The sequence below is a fragment of the uncultured Aquimonas sp. genome, from assembly GCF_937888285.1.
Taxonomy (GTDB): Bacteria; Pseudomonadota; Gammaproteobacteria; order Xanthomonadales; family Xanthomonadaceae; genus Aquimonas.
On sequence record NZ_CALART010000056.1, the window covers coordinates 152,291 to 172,050 of the forward strand.

The window sequence follows — 19,760 nt, forward strand, 5'->3', positions numbered from 1 at the left end:
AGCCGCGCACGCACAGCTTCAGGCCGGTCGACCCGTCGCCACCGTCCTTGCGGCGGCGGATCGCAGAGCGAGATCTGGGCCTCGGCCCGACGGACGCGATGTTCACGCAGACCAAGGTGCAGTCGCCACTCAGCTCGCAGCAGGTCGCGGTGTTCATGGCGGTGCCGGGCCCGTTGACGAGTACGGCGCTGCCGGCTCATGCGCCGCCATGCTGGCCCCCGTTACCCCACATGCCATTCAGGCGGGATGAGTCGCCACCCGGACGAAGCCGGCCCCACCGCGCGCGCTATTCGATCAGCACGCCGCGCCCGCGCACCGCGATCCCGCCTGCGGCGGGCGCTTCAACCTCGATCAGGCTGGGGCGCCCCATGTCTTCGCCCTGGAGGATCTGCAGGCTGAAGGGCGCGGCCAGCAGGTCCGCATCGCGCAGCCAGCCGGCGAATGCGGCTGCGGCAGCACCGGTGGCCGGGTCCTCGACGACCCCACCGACAGGGAATGGGTTGCGCGCATGGAAGCGCGTCGCGTGTTCACGCCAGACCAGCTGCAGCGTGGTCAGCTCGTGCTTGAGCATCAGTGCCTTCAAGGCTTCGAACGGATAGCTCAGCGCCGACAACTGCGCGCGCTCGCGCACCGCCAGCACGAGATGGAGGGCGCCGGCATAGGCCAGGGTCGCCGGCAATTCGGCGTCAAGCGCCTCCTGCGGCCAGGCCAGCAGCGCAAGCGTCTCGTCGAGCAGGCCCGGCGGCAGCGGGCGCTGTGCGGTAGCGACCGAGGTCAGGCTGGCCACCGGCGCCGGCGGGGCGCTGCTCGCATCCAGTGCGATGTCGAGGGCGATCTCGCCGACCCGGGTGTCCAGCCACAGGCGCCCGCTTTCGCCGCCCTGGCCCAGCAGCACGCCGGCGGCAATCGTGGCGTGTCCACAGAAAGGCACCTCGGCCAGCGGGCTGTAGTAGCGGGCCTGCCGGCGCGCGCCCGCGACGGGCGCGATGAACACGGTTTCGGAGTAGCCCACGGCAGCCGCGATGGCCTGCATGTCCTCCGGGGGCGGCAGCACCTCATCGATCCAGACGCCTGCAGGATTGCCGCCTCCCGGCGTGCGGGTGAAGGCGGCGATGCGCGAAAGGCGCGCATCCACGAGCTTGGGCAGGGAATCCTTGTCAGTCATGGGCCGGACCAGCGGTGAGTGGGCGGAACACAGTCGGGGCACGCCAGCCGGCGCGCAAGCACCGCTGGGCGGATGCCAACGGTCGCCTCGCGGGTATCCAGCCTGTGTCGCTCCGCGCTGCCCTGAATGCCCGCCGCTCCGAGCACTCGCAGGTTCGCGCCCTCAGCATGCGCGTGACCGAGGCGGCAAGCGCGACCGAGCCCGGTATCCTGTCGCCCCCTTTGCCCTGCCCGCCAGCATGCCCTGCTGGCCGGCGCTGCCTTTCCCGGATCTCTCTTGACTACGACTGCCCCGCCCGCTGCCGACGACATCTCCCTCAGCGAACGCCTGCGCGCGGCGCTGGATCTGCTGGAGCAGATCGATGCCGACCGCAGCCTGCTCGACGCCCTGCCCGACGCCGAGCGCGCGCGTCTGCATCGCGTCGTCGCCAAGGTCAGCGACCCCGAACCGAAGGCGCGTCGCAAGAAGCTCAAGCAGCAGGCCAAGCAACGCCATCAGGAAAAGGTGCGCGAGGCCGAAGCCCTGCTCGATCAGACCGGCATCCGCGTGCTGCGACGCAAGCCGGTGTTCAGCACGCCGAACTACTTCCCGCCGCATGCCGCCGGCCTGCACGGCGCCCGCAACGGCGAGGGCGAGGCCGCCAGCGCGGAGCCGCTGCACTCGCCGGAGCTGCGCCACTGCTATGTCTGCAAGCAGAAGTACGCCCAGCTGCACCACTTCTACGACCAGATGTGCCCGACCTGTGCGGAGCTGAACTACTTCAAGCGCACCGAAACCGCCGACCTGCGCGGCCGCGTGGCGCTGCTGACCGGCGGCCGCGTCAAGATCGGCTACCAGGCGGGCTTGAAGCTGCTGCGCGCGGGCGCCGAACTGATCGTGACCACGCGCTTTCCGCGCGACTCCGCAGCGCGCTATGCCGCAGAACCCGACTTCGCCGAGTGGGGCCATCGGCTGGAGATCTTCGGCCTGGACCTGCGCCATACGCCCAGCGTCGAAGCCTTCTGCAGCCAACTGCTGGCCACGCGATCACGGCTGGACTTCATCATCAACAACGCCTGCCAGACGGTGCGCCGCCCGCCGCAGTTCTACGCGCACATGATGGCCGGCGAGACCGCGGCCCTGCAGGCCTTGCCCGACACGGTGCGCAAACTGATCGGCAGCTATGAAGGGCTGCGCAGCGTCGACCTGCTGCCGAATGCGGGCAGCGCCACGCTGCCGACAGCGCACGCACACAGCCTCGCTGGCGCCGATGGCCTGACCCGCGCCGCCGAACTCTCGCAGGTGCCCCTGCTGGCCGACGAACTGCTGGGCCAGCAGCATCTGTTTCCCGAAGGCCGGCTGGACCAGGACCTGCAGCAGGTCGACCTGCGCGGGCGCAACTCATGGCGCCTGCTGCTGGACGAAGTGCCCTCGGTCGAGCTGCTGGAAACGCAGCTGGTCAACGCCATCGCGCCCTTCATCATCAATGCGCGACTGAAGCCGCTGCTGCTGCGCACGCCGCCCGGCTGCGAGCACACCCATGACAAGCACATCGTCAACGTGTCGGCGATGGAAGGGCAGTTCTACCGCAACTTCAAGACCACCCGGCACCCGCACACCAACATGGCGAAGGCCGCGCTGAACATGATGACGCGCACCTCGGCTGCCGATTACCACGGCAGCGGCATCCACATGAACAGCGTCGACACCGGCTGGGTGACCGACGAAGATCCCGCCGAGATCGCCGCGAAGAAAGTGCGCGAGGAACGCTTCCACCCGCCGCTCGACATCGTCGACGGCGCCGCCCGCATCGTCGACCCGATCATCCACGGCTTCAACACCGGCGAGCACTTGTGGGGGCAATTCCTGAAGGACTACGCGCCGACGGATTGGTGAGGGCGGATCGGCGGTCGCGTGCTGCCACGCCGGGGTCGCGACCGCGCAGCGCCCGCTCGATTCAGTACCAGATCGCCGTCTGCAGGCCCGCGCCGTCCTCTGCCGGCGGTGCAGGCAAAGAGCCCGCGCGGCCGGCGTGGATGCGCTCTGCTGTCCACAGCGCGGCCAGCGCGTCGGCCACGTCGTCGGCGGCGGCGATGCGGCGCGGGACTTCTTCAACCAGAGCCTGCACGGCGACCAGCCCGAAGTGCGCACCGAGCAGATCAACGCGCTGGCGGTGACCTTCCTCGCTGCGCTTCGGCGCAACCAGACCCACACCCGCGTTCATCGCAGCGAACGACACCTCGGGATGGATCTCACGCACCACGCGACGCGCGTTGGCATCCGCACGCAGCAGCGTGTCCCACTCGCGGATCTTGGGAAGGATGCCGAAGGCCTGCGCGCCAAAGCCGCGGCCATCGATCTCGCGATGCCGCGCTGAGGCCTCGCGCTGGCTTTGCGCATCCAGCACGCCGCGCACCGGCGCGCTGAACACGCTGCTCGCCCGCCTGCCGCCGACAAAGGACCGCGCCAAGCCGTCCGGAGCCCGCGCACCCTTGTCCGACAGCCCGATCGGCACATCGACCGCGATGCAGGCGGCCCCCGCATGTGCAGCGACCAGGTGCTCGGCGCGCGCGTAGTAGTCGAAGGCGAAGCCGTTCGCGGAGCGCCAGGCCGCGAACCAGCCGGTCTTGGCGCCGTCGACGCCGATCAGGGAGACACGATGCTCAGGCATGAAGAATTCTCGTGGCACCCTTGCTCGGTTGCCGTCAAAAGGAAGGTGATGACGAGCTTACCCAACGCCCTTCCCGTACGAGCGTCGACGCGAGCCAACGACGCATCTCTTCACGCACTGTCCCCGCATCGTCGGCGCGGCTGTGGGTCAGCCGGGTACGCTCAGAACGCGGTTTGTCCGCTTCGCGCTTTGACGTCGCGGAGGCTCGACATCAACAAGCGCGGATAGCGCCCTCGATCACTGCCCCGCTTCGACGTCGGTCATCACCAGTTCGAGCAACGCACTGCTGCCAAGCGCAGCCGACCAGCGCCCGGGCCCGGTCGCACGCAGCTCATACAGGCCGTAGGGCGTGGCAAGGCCTGCGCGAACGAGATGGCCGTCCGCCTCCATCGCGATGACGTGCAGACGCTGATCCGGCCAGCGATAGGCGCCCTTGAAGTGCGCACGCAACGGTTCGGCGGCCTCGATCTCACCGACGCAGCGGCCCTCCTCCAAGCGGAAGTCAGCCACTGCTTCGAAGGTCTCGCCTTTCAGACGCGCCGACATCCGGCCACTGACTGGGCAGGCATTGGCAACCAGGCCAGCCGGCGCCGGACGGAAAGGCGCGGCCAGCACCTGCGCGGTCGACTCGATGGACGAAATCCAGGACGCGTTGGAGAGCACGCTGACTGCAATGCGTTCGCCCGGCCAGAGCAGCAGCACGCTGCGAGCGCCGGCGGTGACACCGGCATGGTGCGCGATCCGCGCGCCGTCAGCATCGGTGCCGACGCGCCAGCCCAGGCCGACTTCGTAGTCGCGATCGCGCACCGGCGCGCCGTCGGCCAGTCGGGCGGGCTGCAGCATCGCCTGCCAGGTCTCACCGCTGACGATGCCCTCAGCCATCAGGCGACTGCCAAAGCGAACAAGCGCTTCGGGCGTCGCGGCGAGGCCGCCGCCGCCCCAGGTGTAGCTCATGTCCGTGCGCGGTATCCGCCGCGCTGGGCCGCGCTCGATGTCGTACAGCGCCGACTCCTGCGACGGGCGGCTGCCGTCGGCGTCAATGGCCAAGTCCCGGGTGAGATGCTCGCGCACGTAGTCGAGGAAATGCAGGCCCGAGCGCGCTTCGATCACCGCACCCAGCACGGTGTAGCCCCAGGATGAATAGTGGTACGCGGTGCCCGGCGGCGACAGCAGGGCGCGGCCTGAGAAGTAGCCGACCGCATCGCGACCGGTCGCAAAGTGGATATCGCCGAGCGCGTTGAAATCCTCGGCGATGTAGTGCGGCGCGCCCGCGATATGCGCGACAAGCTGCCGCGGCGTCGGCGCGCGCCAGGCGGGGGGCAGCCATTCCAGCGTCTCGCCCGCCGGGGCATCGAGCTCCAGCAGACCGTCCTCCGCCAGCTTGGCCGCTGCGGTCGCAGCGAGAAGCTTGGACACGCTGGCCAGGCGGAACACTGTGTCCCGCCGCACCGGCGCCTCGGCTTCGACGTCACGGAAGCCCGCACAGCCCGTCCACAGCACCTGATCGCCCTGCCCGACCGCAGCGCCCATGCCGGGCACGCCATTCGTCGAAATCAAGGCCTGCAGTAGCTGCTGCGCGCTCAGGCTGGCGGCAGAGGTGGTCGAATCGGCGCCCGACTCGTTGCAGGTGTCGGCGGCCCGCACCACCGCCGTAAACGCCATCAACGCGCTCAGCCCACAGCCCGCCAGCACGGCGCGAGCGCGCCGGACATCCGTGTCGCGATTCATGGTCATTCTTCCAACGCCCGGAACAGGTGGCTTTCCAACGCAGCTCGATCGTCTTTCCGTCGATCCTCAGCTGCCCAGCCCGGAAGCCCAGCGCAAACCGCAACCGGGCCATGCCAGGCAGATGGAGAGGTCGTCGGATGGGACAGGGGCGGGGAAGACCTAGAAACCGGAGGTGCTCGACGCAAGTACCTCCAGCCATCCTCGGACACGCCCTCGCCCCGGATCCACGCGCTTGGCTGAGCCATCCTGGGCGAAGCATGGCCGGGTCGCATGCTCCGACCGCGGGGCAAGGCTCAGCGCTGGGTCTTGGCCTTGAGCAGCTCCCCCAGCGCGGCGAAGGGGTTGGACGTGGCCGGTTCAATCCGGTCATCGAGCCCCATGCTGTTGCCCAGCTCGATCTGGCGCTGGTGCTCGTTGTCGTGGCAGTACAGGCAGAGCAGCTCCCAGTTCGACCCGTCCGGCGGGTTGTCCTGGTGGTTGTGGTTGCGGTGATGCACGGTCAGCTCGCGCAGATTGCTGTGGCTGAACTCGCGCGCGCAGCGGCCGCAGACCCACGGGTACATCTTCAGCGCCTGCTCGCGATAGCCCAGGTTGCGCTCGCGCGCGCTGCGGTGGGCGGCAGCGACGATGGCATCGAGCTTGGCGGAATCGATCGGCTTCATGGGCACCTCCTGGGTCGCAGACTGCCGAACTGCGTGAACTTCGGTTAGGCCAGAGCTGAGGTCTCTACGGACGGCCGCTGGCGGTTCAATGCCAACCATCAGCCAAGCGACGCTCCAAGCATCGAGCAGCATGCCTCGGATCACGCGCTGCAGGGCGCCTCGGGTGTCACCCTCTGACGGAACTGCTGCTTGCGATCTGGCGTCGAGCCATGAAGAATCTCGCAGCGCCGATTGGGGGATCGGCTGTTGCGTCTGTGGCCCTGCGCCTTTCCTTAGCACTCCCCTTTTCCCACCCCGCCCTCATCCCTGATGCGGGCACTTCCCTGCGAGCGAGTATTACCATGCGATTGAGCGCCCGTGTCACCGCCCTTCTCCTGCTCAGCCTGACCCTGTTGGGCGGCTGTGTTTCCACGCCCAAGAGCCGCCCCTTCAACGCTGCTGCGCATGCGGACCTGAAGCAGATTGAAGTCCTACCGATGCGGCCGACCGAGCTGGACGTGCTCATCGTCAACAACCCGGGACACAGCTTCGGCCTGATCGGCGCCCTGGTCGCCGAGTCCCACCTCGCAACGCGCCGGAGCTGGCTGAGAGAGCAGGTCGAGGCAAAGCAGTTCGATCATGTGGAAACCTTCCGAAGCGCCTTCGCCGAAGCCATGGAGCGCGAGGGCTACGTACTCAGCTGGCCGAATGGCAACGTGGAAGCCGGCAAGCCCAAAGTCGCACGCAACATGTGGGGCATTCGCAAGAGCTATCCCGGCCCCAGCGAGTCCGCTGCGCAGGCCCTGCTGGACGTGAACTTCGGCTTCGTCGGGCTGGCGTCGGCAGGCTCCAGCGATGGCGCGCCCTATCGACCGACCGTGATCCTCACCGCGCGCCTGATGGATGCAAGCGGCAAGACCGAGCTGTTCCAGGAAGTGATCACGCACAACAACGTGTTCCCGAACACCGGTGCCACCGTGCAGGTCAGCCCGGACCCGACCCACGCCTATCCCGATTTCGATGCGCTGAAGGCCGCCGGCACAGCGCCTGTGGACGGTTTGGAGCAGGCGTTCCGGCGCGTCGCTGAGCGTCTGGCGCAGCTGCTCAGCCGCGCATGAACTGGGCGCATCGCAGCCTGGCCTGCGCGGGCCTGCTGCTGTTGGCTGGCTGCGCAGCGAATGCACCGAAGCCACCGGCAGAGCCGCCGCCGTGGGCGGCCACCGGGCCTTGCGCCTCCTCGCTTGCCGAGCTGCCCGCCGCCGCACTGGCACCGGGCAAGCAGGCGCTCTGGCGGGGCGACTTCCGCAAGACTGCGGCGTGCCTTGAGCGTGAGGCCACGGCCGAGCCGGCTCTGCTGCTGCAACTGGACGAAGTCAGCGCCCAGCAGGAGCTCGATCTGTTCCTGCACATCGGCAGGGACTATCTGCTGGGCGCGTCGGTCAGCGTGCTTGATGCCTCTCGCCAGCCCCTGCGTCGTTACGGCTTCGACGAATTCACCGCGCGAGGAGACTACTTCTCGCTGCGGCTGTTCCCGCAAGCCGGCAGCCTCGCAGCCTACCTGCTGATCCAAGTCGACCGCGACGCGAACGGCAGCGGCATCGATCGCATCAGCGGCCAGCGTGTGCAGACGATGTGGGTGGCCGGTGGCTACATGGGGTCGATCGCCAACGGTATTGAAACCCGACAGCAGATCGCCATTCGCGATACCGGGCTGCTGAGCCTGCACCGGGTTGTCGAGGCGCCTGCGCGCGGCAGCAAGCGAAGTCCCTGAGACCGCGCATCGGACATGAGCCAGGCGCTCGCACGGTACTGGCCTGCTTCCACCAGGCCAGCTCCTTGGAACTGGCGGCGCATGCGTGCGCTTGCGCGTCATCTGAATCCAGAACTGGGTGAATCATGAAACTTCAATTAGGTCGAACCACATTGCTGTCGGGCCTACTCATTGCGGCGATGCTGCCGTCGGCTGAGGCGTCCTACTTCTCCACCGTGGCGGCCGCGTCTTCAACAGGCGCGACCGCTCAGCCGGCGCAGGACGAAGCGCGCATGGAGCGCGCCATGGCGCAGTCCGGCGATCTCGACATGATCCTGAAGGCCGTGCTCGATCTGCGGCCGCGGATCGAACACTGGGTCTCGGATCGCAGCTCGGACAACATCGCCAAGATCGGCACGGAGCTCGATCGGCTTCTCGCGCCCCAGGCAATTCGGCAAGACATCGCGACGCATGTCGCCGAGGGTCTCGGCCGCGAGGACATCGCCCAGATCGAAGCGTGGGCGTCCAATCCGCGAATGGCTGCAATCAATGCCGTGCTGGCCGATCCCATGGGCAAGCGCCCCATGGGTGAGTTCAAGCGAGCCACGCCCGAGCGTCTGGAGAAGCTGACCCGGATCGTTCGCGCCACCCAGCTGTCCAGGAGGCTGGAGAATCCGAACAAGGGGATGCAGGCACTGATGGTGGACTTCTCCAAGGCGGTGGATCCGCACTACCAGCCCATGGATACCAGCCACTTCCCTGAGGAGATGCGCCCGCCTGATGAAGACGAGTCGCTTGCGTCCAGCTTTCTGGCGCAGCCGCTCGCGCACGTCGACGAGGCCGATATCGATCGGTTCCTGGCCTTTGCCGAGAGCGAGGCCGGGCAAAAGTACTTCGGTACCTTGTCAGCGGGGATGGCGCTCGGGTTCGGCGACTGGCGGTCGGACTTCCTGGTCTCTGCCAGGTACATCCTGAGGGATGCCCCGCGCATGCCCCACCTTCCGCCGAACTACGTCGAAGATCTGGTCAGCCGCGAGATCGGAATTGAGCATGCGATGGCAAAGTCTGGCGACCTCGCCGTCATCCTGAAAGCACACAGCGCCGTCCGCCCACAAGTCGAGGCATTGATTCAGGAGCTGAACCCTGAGGCCATGCCCAAGCTGACGCCTGAACTCGACCGAATCCTCGCCCCGCAGGCCCTGCTTGAGGATGTGGCCATCCAGATGGGCGCGCAGTTCGCGGCGGGCGGGCTGGACAAGGTCGAGGCATGGTCGTCCAAGCCTTCCATGGTCGCGATCAATGCGGCGCTGCTCAGCCTGAGTGAGGCGCCCCCGCCGCACGGATCGTCGGGCTCAGTGACGCCTGAAACCCGGGAGAGGTTTCTGCGCGTCGCGCGTGCCACGCACATAGCGAAAAGACTGACCAGCGCCCAGGAGGGGCTGCAACAGCTTTCCGCAGAGGTCGTGCGGGTGTTCGACCCGAGCTTCAGGCCGTTTGTCATGCCCGAGCACCCGGCTTTGGCCAGCGAAGATGCGCTGGTCGACTACCTGCTTGCACCGACCCTCGGGTACTTCACGGCAGCGGAGATCGACGAATACCTTGCCTTCGCAGAGAGCGAGGCGGGCTACAAATACTTCCAGGCGGTTTCGCTCGCCCTGCAGCTCTCGCTGGGCGATCGGCGAGGCGAACTGCTGTCCGCGATCGAAGCGAACGCCGGGCCAGAGCCTGCGGGACAGGACATTGGCTTCGACGAACTGCTCGCAAGCGCCCGACACCTCATTTCGATCAATGCGCTGTCCGATGCCCAGGCCGTCCTCATCCGCGCCGAGCGCCTGCGTGGTGATGACTCGCAGGTGCAGATGCTGCTTGGCGAAGTGGCCACCCATCTCCGCGACGGCCCGCGACCCTCGCGTGGGCAGCTGCGCACCGAACCGTTTCCCGAGTTCTTCGCCGAGGCCGAACGTCGCCTTGCGCGGGCGATCGAGCTGGACCCCACCAACGGTCGCGCCCACGTTCTGCTGGCCCGCGCCAAGTTCCTGCAGTCGAAGGACTCCGAGGCCGCAGCCCTGCTCGCCCAAGCGAAGAAGATCGACCCGGAGCTTGCCTGGCTGAGGGTCAATCTGGCCGACCTCGCCTCCGTCCAGGGACGCTACGACGAAGCCATCGCGCTGTACCGGGAGGTTCTGCGTCTACCCGAGCGCGAGCCCAACGTGCACTACTGGGCGCTGGTGCGCTCCCGCGTCGCCTTCGAGGGCTCGGACCGCTTGCAGGAGTACACCGCGGTGGGACGCCAGTACATGCAGGACAAGCCCGAGGACCAGGACTACCCCTTGGTGTTCGCCGAGCACCTGCTGTACTCCGGCAAGGACGATGCCGAGGCGCTCGAAGTCCTCGAACAGACCAACCCACGCCGCAATCCGCGGCTGCGCCAACAACTGCTGGCGAAAGCCTTGGCGGGGTTGGCGCATGCGTCACGCGAGCGCACGGGCAGTCTGGATGCGCAGTCGCGGCTGTGGCTGCAGCGCGCCATTGAACTGAGCGGCGGTTCGGAAGCGAACCTGGTGCGAGATCTGGCCATCGAACCCACGCGGCTCGAACCCATGCTGACAGTCATCCACGCCAGCAGCTCACCAAAGAGCCTCGCCACCCAGGCCCTATACCCTGCGATGTTCCCAAGGCGAATGGACCAGATCAAAGCCCTGGTGGAAGCCGGCGCAGACCTGAACGCCCCGCTGGGCGTGCTGCCAATGACGCCGCTCGCGTCTGCCGCCATGGGCCGCGATCTGGATCTGTTCCGCCTGTTGTTGGAACTAGGAGCCGACCCCGAGCGCGCGCGCATCAGTGGCCAGCCCTTGGAAGAGTGGATGAGCAGCTTCACCCACGAAGAGGTCATCGCCGAAATGAGCAAGCTGATCGAGACCAGGTAGTCCGACGCGGCCTGAGCAGACTCGTGGCCATCCCGCAATTCGCGATGTAGCGGACCGCGCGGCAGTCGCAAATCACCCCAAGGCCCCTCCCCGATTGCGGAGAGGGGCCTTGTGCCATTCACGGAGCGGACGCCGGGCCCGGTACGGCACACAGGGCAGCACCCATTCGCGAGTGTCAGCGTGCCTGCTGATCCACGCTCCTGAGAGAAGGCTCTCGCGGCAGACGCCGCGACAGGAGCGCTGTGGGCCCAGCGCGCGGCTCAGCCCAGCAGCACCGTTCGCCGCTCAGCACTGCTGCGCATCGCCGCCTCCAGAACCCGCATGACGTCGAGTGCTTGCGTTGCGGTGACCGGCGGCTCGGCGCCCGTGCGAACGGCATGGACGATGCCGGCGTAGTAGTCCTGGTAGCGGCCACGCAGGGTGTCGATGGCGGTGACCTCGCCGTCATGGCTCAGCAGCTCGGCGCGGGCACCGCGCATCTGGCCCCAGGCTGCGCTGCCGGGTCGCAGGCCCGCCTTCAGGTCGTCCTCCTGGCTGTCCAATCCGAAGTGGCGAAAGCTCGCGGCTTCGCCGTACAGCGCGATGCGCGGGCCGTGGGCGGGCATCAGTGAGCTGGCGTGCAGCACCACGCGAGTGCTGCCGTAGTCCAGCAGCAGATGGAAGTAGTCATCGACCTCGGCCCCCGGCCGCTGCGCCAGCACGTCGGCCGTCACCGCGCGCGGCAGGCCGAACAGGCAGCAGGCCTGGTCGATCAGATGAGGCCCGAGGTCATACAGCACGCCGGCACCCTCGCCCGGCTGCTCACGCCAGCGTGGTTTCAGCTGCGGGCGGCAGCGGTCGAAATGGAACTCGGCGTACGAGATCTTGCCAAGGCGGCCTTCAGCCATCACCTGCTGCGCGGTGAGGAAATCGGCGTCCCAGCGGCGGTTGTGGAAGACGCTCAGACGGCGGTCCTGTTTCCGGGCCAGCGCGATCAGGTCCTCTGCATCTGCCGCGCGAAGCACGAAGGGCTTGTCGACCACCACATGCTTGCCCGCCAGCAGCGCCTGTCGCGCGAAGCTGGCGTGGCTGTCGTTGGGCGTGGCGACCACGATCAGCTCGATCGCCGGATCGGCCAGCACCGCGTCGATGCTGGCGCCGCACACGCCCGCAGGCAGCTGCTTGCCCTCGAAGCTGCGGCTGCCGACAGCGGCCAAGTGCAGGCCGTCGCAGGCCTGGATCAGCGGCGCGTGGAAGACCGAACCGGCCAGGCCGAAGCCCAGCAGGCCTACTTGAATCTGCGTCATCTTTCATCCTTTCAATCCACTCAAGGCAGGCCTTCGGGCCAGGCGTGCAGGTGGGACTCGACGGCACGCATCAGATGCGGGCAAAACCGCAGCGCCCTACCCCCGCTCCCGCAGAAACACCGGCAGATCGGTCGTCGGCGGTGACACGCCTGCGGCATACATCATCGCGGCGATGTGGCCGCGGTGATAGGTCGCGTGGTTGGCGACATGCTGGAAGATCTGCGCGCGGCTCATGCGGCCCTGCCCGCCGCCGATGAACTCGAAGCTGATGCACTCGGCCTCGCGAGCCGCATCCAGCGCGGCGGCCTGCGCCTGATACCAGCCGTCGAGCTGCTGCTGCCAAGACCACAGCTCATCCAGCGGCGGCGCCGGCCGCGGACTGCGCGAGGTGTAGCCATGTGGCTCGCCCAGCAGATGCGCCTGCCAGACGCGATCCATCACCGCGACGTGGTGCAGGGTGCTGAGCAGGCTGCCGAAGATGATCGGCTGCGGAGCGCGCAAGGCAGCATCGTCCATCCGCTGCAGGGCGCCGTACAGGCGCGCGTTGCCCCAGGCCTTGTAGGCCATCAGCTCAGAAGCATCCACGGTGGCACTCCGGGTGGGCTTGGGTTTGGTGGGTCGCGCTGGGGGCGTCAGCCTACACGTCCGAGCCAACGGCCTTGACCAAGCGACCGAGCGCGGACCCGGCGAACCGAGCGCCGACTACGCAGCTGGGGTGCATGCTTCGGTCCCCCGTCAGCGCGATTCCTCCCATGCGCCCCACCGCCGTCCTGCAGCGCAGGACCGCCCTCCCCCTTCGCGACCAACCACAGGCACCGCACAGGCGTGGAGGCCCGGCGCACGGCATCGCAGCACCCGTCATGCCCGCCAATTCCCTTCACCTTTTGTGCTGCCTGCCAGCAGTCGGGAACAAGTAGGGAAGTTTTCCGAGACCCCCGATTGCGTGACGCACGTCACGCAATCTACCGTCAAGGCGTCGTCAAAGCTTCGACCTGCCCCATCGAGGGAACAGCTTGCGTGTCTGCAGCCGCCCCGAAGGACCCGACGTTGATTTCGCGCTTCGGCTCTCAAGCGTGTGTGAGACATCCGCCAACAACACCCCACTCTTGGGCGAGCGTGCCGGACACAACGAGGATTCGCCGCAACGGACGCCACACTCGTCCCGCATCAAGGAGACGCGATGAACATTTGGCCCCATCAGAGTGACGTGGATGAATTCTATGGAAACCCACGCGGCCCGAACGGGGAGGCTAGTCCGAAATGGGAGCAAGAGAATCTCACCCTCATTTCACCGCCATGGAACTTGGTGACTGCCTGGGACTTCAGGCCAGTTCGCAGCATTCGCGTGCACAAGAAATGCGCAAAAAGCCTAGAAAAAGTCTTTGCTAGCATCTGGGAGAGCGCGGGAAGAAATGAAGATCGAATTCAGGACTGGGGGATGCATCTCTTCGCTGGCGCATACAACTATCGCTTGATGCGCAGAGGCACGAGGCTTTCAATGCACAGCTGGGGATGCGCGGTGGACTTTGACTCTGCGAGAAATGCTTTTGGCGACCGCACACCAAACTTCGCGCTGATCCCTCAGGTGTTAGAAGCTTTTGCAAACGAAAGTTGGACCTGGGGTGGCAAGTGGAGAACGGTCGATGGGATGCATTGGCAAGCCGCGAACGCGCAATGAAAACCAACCTATCAGACCAAGACCGAGGGAAAGGAGATCTGCTGTGATTCGCCACATGCCCGCGATAATCTTGGCAGCACTGATGTGTGGCTGCGCCACAACCGGTGCGCCCAACTGGCCCTGGGACCCAGATCAGGGCAAGGGAATCAAGCTTTGCTCGGACCCCAATTGCAGCGCAAATGACGCACTAAGCGCATTTAACCAAGCAAACTTCTTTTGCCGGAGGGTTCACAACTACTACGAAAGAGGCGGGAAGATCGTCGACACCTACGATTTCGCTATCAGCGCCGGCGGCGCTATCGCCGGAGCAGTGATCGCGCCGCTTGCAAAGGGCTCAGCAAAGGCAGCTTGGAGCGGCCTCGCCGGCAGCGCAAGTGCGATCCAGACACAGCTGAATGATTCCTTTGCCGCCAACGTCGCCATTAACAGGAGGTTGGCTGTCGCTCAAGCAGCACAACTTGGAACCGAAGAGTACGGAAACGCACGAGATGATCGCGAGCGAGTCGAAGCTGCTGTCGCCATGGCAAGAGCATGCGCGATCGCACCAGCCGCCGCAGACGCTGCTGCGATGAAGGCTGTTTCAGAATCCGCCGCAAGCGTGAAATCAGTTGGCCCCGTGCGTACTAACTAGTCCATCTGGGTCCGTTCTTGGCCGCAGCCACGCCAGAACGCAGGCGGTGGCGGTCAAGCCAAGAGCGGGGGAGCAAGGTGAAGGATAAGCTCGAGAAGCGGGAGGAGTTTTGTCAGCCCTGTTGACACGGGCGGCGCAATGGTGACCCCGTTCCTCTACGTGTGGCTGTATAACCATAATTTGCCGCAGAAAGCGCTGAACCGCGAAACTCCCATTCAAGCGCTCAAACGCTGGCAATCCACCCACCCGGAACTCTTCGCCAAGAAAGTGCAGGATCGTCCGGAACCCGACAGCCACCTCTTCCTGAAGACAGTTCTGGGAGAAAATCAACTACTGGAATAATGCTCTCCTCAAGAAACGCAAAACAAGAAAACGCCCAGACAGAAGCAGCCAGGTCATCCAGACGCTCTTGCATCTAGGACAGAAACAATGAACGAAATACTCGACCAACTACCCCACCCCCCTGAGCGCGAAGCCACTGAGAAATCGGAGAATTTGGTCGGGAGCTACATTGCAGCGGGAGTCGGGGCTTTCCTTGCTGCTTTTGTAGATCTCCTACAAAACGGCGGTGAAGTGGGAAGTCGTAACGCCCTGGTACTTCGGATCTCTGATGTGATCAAAAACCACTTTCACCCGGAACTTGGGGCTGGTTTGTATGCTGTCATGGTGGTCATAGCAGCAGGGTTGCTACTATGTTGGCTGTGGTCGCCATCCACACGTCGCGACGCTTTCGCGCTCGGGCTTTCCGTGTTCGCGCTCTTTAGCGCGGCGTCGCCATACTCGGAAGCCGAAAAGACAGGAAAGGCCTCAACGATTACAACAAGCGCCGTAAAGAACATGCTTATACCTATTGCCAATGCTGAGCCCGAAATGGAACTTGAAGACTCGGCGCAATTAGACTATCTGCTCAACTTCAAGTTTAGGGATCGAAACGCCGTTCGATCCGAAATCAGAATAGAAATTATAGACCGCTCAAGATCAACCCCCCCCCAAACGCTCATAGTCCCTTCCACACAACCACTACACCTACGCCTACGGAAAGGACGTTATGTAATCCTGGCGGAATGCGACGGGTGTGCGCGGTCTCGAATACTATTAGACGTTCGCAAGCCTATAGAAGCAAGCGAGATCGAGTTCGCGAGTTCGAATTGGCCACTATCTCTGCAACGCCTCACTGCTCCACGAGTCGTAACCACGAGAGATCTTTCGGAACACCAAGCCAGGGCGATGCTAGACCGAGCGAATGAGAAAATGGGAGTCGGCATGCGCAGCCCTGACCAATCAAACCACTGACCATACATTAGGCGAACCTCAGTGTGCTTGTCGTCCGCACAGCATCAGCCAGGCGACGCGTCATCACTATCTCGCGCCAAAACACTCAGCGAAGGAAAGTCGAAGAATGAATTCTATCGCCCCCCAGCAGCCATCGGACAAGAGCTTCGTCGAGCTCATCCCCGACAAGAATCATCGCGAGTACATTGACGCGAGAATTAATGACATAGAGCGCGCTGCAGTCAGATCACGCTGGCTGTTTGGCTTCAATATCGCGCTGTCTTGGCTACTCATCTCCATGGCCTACAATTCAACATGGTCATGGATGCGCACGATGGCTCAGACCTCTGTGGACCTCTCTCTGCCACGCGAAGATCGGCGAGTGCGGCACGCACTGCAGGAAGATCTCTTCGGCGGCTGGGTGCACAGCCTCTACTTTGACGTACCCTTTCTTGGCGCCCGCTTCAGCGCAAGCGATGCGGGGGTTGTTGGTGGCCTCCTCCTAGTGCTCGTCGCAACGTGGTGTTTCTACGCTGGTCGCCGCGAGAATCATCTTGTGTTCTATCTTGTTCGCGACTGTGAGCGCTATCGGTTCTCGACGCCCATGCGCCGCTATCTGCGGAATCAACTTCACGCAACCCAACTCTTCGCAAGCACAAACCAAAGTGCCGCCCTCGATGAGAGCGACTTCGCTGGCGTCTTGAAAGGTCCAGAGCAGCGCACTATGCGCTTACTGAGCGCCGCCATGTATGGATGTGCGCCACTGGCACTGGGGTTCCTTCTGCTTACTGACCTCTATTCGCTCGCTCTCGAATCACCGTTCCGCGAACAAGGCATACTTTTGCGAGTCTTTACTGCCCCCTGCTTGGGGCCTGAAGGCTTTCGAAGCAACCCAGTCGATTGCAAACCACTTGCTGAGCTTTGCATCCGCCTTGCCCTGTCTGTTGGCTTCTTCGGACTTTGCACGCTAGTAATGTGGCGCGGCTATAAGTTCCAACGTGCAACTCGACGCCTTATCTCGCATATGGATAAACGGATGCAGCCACGTACAAACCCTCGCTAGGCTGTATAGCGCTTTCAAATTGACTTTGAGCTGCTGTAGCGTGGTTAGATTTACACGGGCCTCACGCGTTCCCGCGGTGCTTCACGGGCGTGCAGCCGGCGCATCGGCCGGCCAGATCAAGAACGCCACCAGGCAAGTGAACCTGACTCATTCTTGAACGCTTGTGCCGATCTAGGCTTCGCAGAGAGGAGAGTACGATTCTCACGGCCCGGCGAAGAGGGTGGAGATCTCCCGCAACCCGTCCCCGGTCGTCTAGTGGGTTTTATCTCCGAGGCAGTGTGCAGCAGAAGCACCAGAAACTTCGACATTCAAATCGGTTGCGAGGATGGAAGGGAGTTCTTTCCCGAACACATCACCGGCTGCGCCGAGAAGGCGGTGCGCTGGAAAGTGCCAAACAGTCCCAGAGTATTCACCTTGTCGGTTGAAGTACTTGCCCGATAGTTGCCGCCTAACAGCCGGTCGCAGCGAACGGCACGCTGCGGGGACCGCCGTTGAACCGTAGCGATAGGTTTCCATTCACCATCCGTGCGGAGGATGCGGGTGCTCCGAAAATGGATCAACGCATCTGCCCAACAACAGAGAGGTTACGACATGCAAATTGCCCTTCGGAGAAGTGCCAGCCTCTGTTCACTATTGATTGTTGTGCTTGCCATTGCCATCTCTGCATGCTCAACCGTTCGGTTGATTTCAGACTACGATGAGCCCACAGATAAGGCGCTTACCGCTCTTCAGCAAAGCACGGACGACTTCATTACGAACCTCATAGCAAGCGCGCCCTCTGAAGAGAACGCGTTCGAAAAGCACAAAAAGTTCTATGAGGACATTGACCAGCAACTGCGTAGGCTGGAGTTCAGGGTGGCATCGATACCGAAAAATGACCAAACCAAGAGTCTCGTAGCGGACATCCGCGCCGCCATCCTTGGCGAAGAGAAATGTACTGAAGACGGTGGCAGCCTTAGAAATCTCCATTGCCTCCAGGAAAACTTGGCTCACGGCCCATCCAGGATGGCGCTCCAGATCAGCCAGCGCAACGTGAATCAGGCTATTGGAGCTGCGTTAGCTCTGGAGTTGGCCAAGAAGCAAGGGCTTGAACAGAACAAGTAGCACTAATCAATTCAGGAGTAGATGACATGGCAACAGATCCCGTTACATCCGCAAACCTCGGCGAGAAAGTGTTCGAAGCGGCCAAGTCTTCTTTCGGAAGAAAATTCAGCTCGATTAAGCACTTCCTGAAAGGCGAATCTGAGAAGCTTGCCATTACTCTGCGCATGATCATAGAGGCTTCGGCATCGGGTGACATCTCGAAAGCTGAAGCCAAAATCCTTCTCAACCAGCAGAAGGTCGCTGCGACGGCAGTGTTGACAGCCGCAGAAGGGATGACTGCTGCAGCCGTCCAAGCGGCGATCAACGCAGCCCTACAAGCCGTCAAGGACTTTGTGAACGGCAAGGCAGGGTTTCGGCTGCTGTAGAAACCTAGCCCGCGTATGCAGCGGACAGTCGAAAGCGGCGCTTCGCTTGCTTTCTCCTGCCGGTAATTCGCAACGTTAGGCGTCGTAACCCGGCCTTCTCCTTCATCAACGCTTTTTCCCAAGGGAGTCACTATGCCTGTAGTCGCAGCTGCCGCTCAGATCGCCAACGAAGAGTGGGACTTCTTCGGTAAACAAGAGATCGATATTAATGGCAAGACGATCCGACGAGGACGGAAGGAAACTGATGAGGGCTTCTGGCAACGTGTAGGCCAGTACTGGATGGACGGAACCGGGAAGAATTTGACAGGCGAGAACGACGACTTTCCATGGTCTGCAGCTTTCATCTCATTCGTCATGCGAAAGGCTGGGGCTGGAGATCGCTTCCGCTATAGTGCGCAACACTCTGTCTATATTCGACATGCTGTTAAAGCGCGCGAACGGGGCGACGAGAAATATGGGTTTTGGGGTTATGCTTTGGCAGATAGTCCGATCAAGGTTGGAGATCTGGTTTGCTACGCACGCCAACCCGGAATCAGCGTCAGTACGCAGTCATCAAACTACAAGTCGCACGTCGATCTAGTGGTGGAAGTGACTTTGGGCAAAGCACTAGTTATTGGCGGCAACGTTGGGAACTCTGTTACTCGAAAGGCGATTGAGCTTAACTCAACCGGACATTTGATTGATAATACACAACCGTGGTTTGCTGTTCTTTCCCATCGATTCGACAACGCCTAAAGGGGCTCCATCGCGTTCAGTGTGGAACCCAGCGCTTGTCTCATCCTGCCGCACTGTGCAGCCTTCGCGGATGGAACAGCTCTTTACACAATCACTCGGCCTGACCTCTCCGCGGGCGGTCACCGGCTTCGACTTCCGCCCCGCTGAGGGGGCCATCCACTTCATGGTCGAGTGCCAAGCCAGCCGGCTGCCGTGTCCTGCCTGTGGCGCATTGGATCAGCCCATCCACGATCGTCTGGCTCGGCGTTGGCAGCATCTGCACTTCTTCAAGTTCAAGGCCTTTATCGAAGCCCGCGTGCCGCGGGTGGCCTGCAGGCAGTGCAACAAGACGGGCCAGTGCGAGGTGCCGTGGTCCCGACCCGGCTCGGGCTTCTCTGCGGTGATGGAGGCTTTCGTGACCGCGCTCTGCCAAGGCATGCCCGTCGCCCAGGTCGCGCGCCTCTTGGGCGTCTCCGACGATCGCGTCTGGCGCGTGCTCGAACACTACATTCCGAAGGCGCGCGCAGCGGAATCCATGGCGTCGCTGTCCAAGCTGGCCGTTGACGAAACCAGCGGCCGACGCGGCGCCTCGTAAGCTCTCCCGTCAAGCGGACAAGGAATTCCTAGAACCTTCGGCCGCTTGGGCTTTGCGCTCGGCGGGCGTCATCCCGCCGAGGGCGTCATGGGGACGTTCCGTAAGCGTCCGCCCACCTCACCTTCCAACCTGACCTGATCTTCCTGACCGTCGCCGGTTTCCCCAACGGAGGACCGGTCGATGGCGTGTTC

The 19,760-nt window shown here is 63.8% G+C and carries 17 protein-coding genes and 1 pseudogene; 12 read left to right on the forward strand and 6 right to left on the reverse strand.

All coding sequences use genetic code 11. The features are described from left to right. Positions 1-286: 286 nt before the first annotated feature. A complete protein-coding gene (locus Q0654_RS11800; RefSeq protein ID WP_298854045.1) occupies positions 287-1,165 on the reverse strand; it encodes a PhzF family phenazine biosynthesis isomerase in 879 nt (292 codons plus the stop codon). Positions 1,166-1,441: 276 nt separating this feature from the next. Here Q0654_RS11800 and Q0654_RS11805 point away from each other — a divergent pair, with 276 nt between their 5' ends. Continuing rightward, positions 1,442-3,040: an SDR family oxidoreductase gene (locus tag Q0654_RS11805; RefSeq protein ID WP_298854047.1), complete on the forward strand. Its 1,599-nt coding sequence runs from the start codon at positions 1,442-1,444 to the stop codon at positions 3,038-3,040. Between the two features lie 61 nt (positions 3,041-3,101). Here Q0654_RS11805 and Q0654_RS11810 read toward each other — a convergent pair whose 3' ends face one another. From Q0654_RS11810 to Q0654_RS11820, 3 genes are all read right to left on the reverse strand, one after another. Further along, positions 3,102-3,815 (reverse strand): DUF429 domain-containing protein, encoded by a 714-nt coding sequence (locus Q0654_RS11810; protein ID WP_298854049.1) that lies wholly within the window; start codon positions 3,813-3,815, stop codon positions 3,102-3,104. Positions 3,816-4,052: 237 nt separating this feature from the next. Next, positions 4,053-5,543 carry a serine hydrolase domain-containing protein gene (locus Q0654_RS11815; RefSeq protein ID WP_298854051.1) on the reverse strand — a complete coding sequence of 497 codons (1,491 nt, stop codon included), beginning with the start codon at positions 5,541-5,543 and terminating at the stop codon, positions 4,053-4,055. Between the two features lie 293 nt (positions 5,544-5,836). After that, positions 5,837-6,205 carry a YajD family HNH nuclease gene (locus Q0654_RS11820; RefSeq protein WP_298854053.1) on the reverse strand — a complete coding sequence of 123 codons (369 nt, stop codon included), beginning with the start codon at positions 6,203-6,205 and terminating at the stop codon, positions 5,837-5,839. Positions 6,206-6,546: 341 nt separating this feature from the next. Between Q0654_RS11820 and Q0654_RS11825 the strand changes: the two genes are divergently transcribed. From Q0654_RS11825 to Q0654_RS11835, 3 genes are all read left to right on the forward strand, one after another. Then, positions 6,547-7,302 (forward strand): hypothetical protein, encoded by a 756-nt coding sequence (locus Q0654_RS11825; RefSeq protein ID WP_298854056.1) that lies wholly within the window; start codon positions 6,547-6,549, stop codon positions 7,300-7,302. Beyond that, positions 7,299-7,955, forward strand: coding sequence for a hypothetical protein (locus Q0654_RS11830; RefSeq protein WP_298854058.1), 657 nt, complete (start codon positions 7,299-7,301; stop codon positions 7,953-7,955). Before Q0654_RS11825 ends, Q0654_RS11830 begins: the two co-directional genes overlap by 4 nt. A gap of 284 nt (positions 7,956-8,239) precedes the next feature. Continuing rightward, entirely contained in the window at positions 8,240-10,861 is a 2,622-nt protein-coding gene (locus Q0654_RS11835; RefSeq protein ID WP_298854060.1) for a tetratricopeptide repeat protein, read from the forward strand. Between the two features lie 260 nt (positions 10,862-11,121). Here the strand turns inward: Q0654_RS11835 and Q0654_RS11840 are convergent, their stop codons facing one another. Together Q0654_RS11840 and Q0654_RS11845 are read right to left on the reverse strand one after the other, a co-directional pair. After that, entirely contained in the window at positions 11,122-12,147 is a 1,026-nt protein-coding gene (locus Q0654_RS11840; protein ID WP_298854062.1) for an oxidoreductase, read from the reverse strand. 96 nt (positions 12,148-12,243) lie between these two features. Then, a complete protein-coding gene (locus Q0654_RS11845; protein ID WP_298854064.1) occupies positions 12,244-12,732 on the reverse strand; it encodes a DinB family protein in 489 nt (162 codons plus the stop codon). Positions 12,733-13,327: 595 nt separating this feature from the next. On the opposite strand from Q0654_RS11845, the gene Q0654_RS11850 reads away from it, so the two are divergent. The 8 genes and pseudogenes from Q0654_RS11850 (at position 13,328) to Q0654_RS11885 (ending at position 19,569) form a co-directional block, all read left to right on the forward strand. After that, the gene (locus Q0654_RS11850) at positions 13,328-13,825 is read left to right on the forward strand and encodes a M15 family metallopeptidase (RefSeq protein ID WP_298854066.1); all 498 of its coding nucleotides are present in this window, start codon (positions 13,328-13,330) and stop codon (positions 13,823-13,825) included. A gap of 43 nt (positions 13,826-13,868) precedes the next feature. Next, positions 13,869-14,456 carry a hypothetical protein gene (locus Q0654_RS11855; protein WP_298854068.1) on the forward strand — a complete coding sequence of 196 codons (588 nt, stop codon included), beginning with the start codon at positions 13,869-13,871 and terminating at the stop codon, positions 14,454-14,456. 156 nt (positions 14,457-14,612) lie between these two features. Then, positions 14,613-14,798, forward strand: a pseudogene (locus tag Q0654_RS11860) (hypothetical protein); the annotation flags it as partial. Positions 14,799-15,855: 1,057 nt separating this feature from the next. Beyond that, positions 15,856-16,791: a hypothetical protein gene (locus tag Q0654_RS11865; protein WP_298854070.1), complete on the forward strand. Its 936-nt coding sequence runs from the start codon at positions 15,856-15,858 to the stop codon at positions 16,789-16,791. 591 nt (positions 16,792-17,382) lie between these two features. Beyond that, positions 17,383-17,895 carry a hypothetical protein gene (locus tag Q0654_RS11870; RefSeq protein WP_298854071.1) on the forward strand — a complete coding sequence of 171 codons (513 nt, stop codon included), beginning with the start codon at positions 17,383-17,385 and terminating at the stop codon, positions 17,893-17,895. 26 nt (positions 17,896-17,921) lie between these two features. Further along, positions 17,922-18,260 (forward strand): hypothetical protein, encoded by a 339-nt coding sequence (locus tag Q0654_RS11875; RefSeq protein WP_298854073.1) that lies wholly within the window; start codon positions 17,922-17,924, stop codon positions 18,258-18,260. 132 nt (positions 18,261-18,392) lie between these two features. Beyond that, positions 18,393-18,995: a DUF2272 domain-containing protein gene (locus tag Q0654_RS11880; protein ID WP_298854074.1), complete on the forward strand. Its 603-nt coding sequence runs from the start codon at positions 18,393-18,395 to the stop codon at positions 18,993-18,995. A 70-nt stretch (positions 18,996-19,065) separates the two neighbouring features. Continuing rightward, positions 19,066-19,569: a helix-turn-helix domain-containing protein gene (locus Q0654_RS11885; protein ID WP_298854075.1), complete on the forward strand. Its 504-nt coding sequence runs from the start codon at positions 19,066-19,068 to the stop codon at positions 19,567-19,569. Positions 19,570-19,760: the final 191 nt, after the last annotated feature.

Bases quoted from the DNA above. Each gene is read 5' to 3' on its own strand.
- Q0654_RS11885 (WP_298854075.1), top strand. From the start codon at position 19,066: ATGGAACAGCTCTTTACACAATCACTCGGCCTGACCTCTCCGCGGGCG.
- Q0654_RS11880 (WP_298854074.1), top strand. From the start codon at position 18,393: ATGCCTGTAGTCGCAGCTGCCGCTCAGATCGCCAACGAAGAGTGGGAC.
- Q0654_RS11835 (WP_298854060.1), top strand. From the start codon at position 8,240: ATGGCGCAGTCCGGCGATCTCGACATGATCCTGAAGGCCGTGCTCGAT.
- Q0654_RS11820 (WP_298854053.1), bottom strand. From the start codon at position 6,205: ATGAAGCCGATCGATTCCGCCAAGCTCGATGCCATCGTCGCTGCCGCC.
- Q0654_RS11840 (WP_298854062.1), bottom strand. From the start codon at position 12,147: ATGACGCAGATTCAAGTAGGCCTGCTGGGCTTCGGCCTGGCCGGTTCG.
- Q0654_RS11850 (WP_298854066.1), top strand. From the start codon at position 13,328: ATGAACATTTGGCCCCATCAGAGTGACGTGGATGAATTCTATGGAAAC.
- Q0654_RS11830 (WP_298854058.1), top strand. From the start codon at position 7,299: ATGAACTGGGCGCATCGCAGCCTGGCCTGCGCGGGCCTGCTGCTGTTG.
- Q0654_RS11875 (WP_298854073.1), top strand. From the start codon at position 17,922: ATGGCAACAGATCCCGTTACATCCGCAAACCTCGGCGAGAAAGTGTTC.
- Q0654_RS11865 (WP_298854070.1), top strand. From the start codon at position 15,856: ATGAATTCTATCGCCCCCCAGCAGCCATCGGACAAGAGCTTCGTCGAG.
- Q0654_RS11800 (WP_298854045.1), bottom strand. From the start codon at position 1,165: ATGACTGACAAGGATTCCCTGCCCAAGCTCGTGGATGCGCGCCTTTCG.
- Q0654_RS11810 (WP_298854049.1), bottom strand. From the start codon at position 3,815: ATGCCTGAGCATCGTGTCTCCCTGATCGGCGTCGACGGCGCCAAGACC.
- Q0654_RS11870 (WP_298854071.1), top strand. From the start codon at position 17,383: ATGCAAATTGCCCTTCGGAGAAGTGCCAGCCTCTGTTCACTATTGATT.
- Q0654_RS11815 (WP_298854051.1), bottom strand. From the start codon at position 5,543: ATGAATCGCGACACGGATGTCCGGCGCGCTCGCGCCGTGCTGGCGGGC.
- Q0654_RS11825 (WP_298854056.1), top strand. From the start codon at position 6,547: ATGCGATTGAGCGCCCGTGTCACCGCCCTTCTCCTGCTCAGCCTGACC.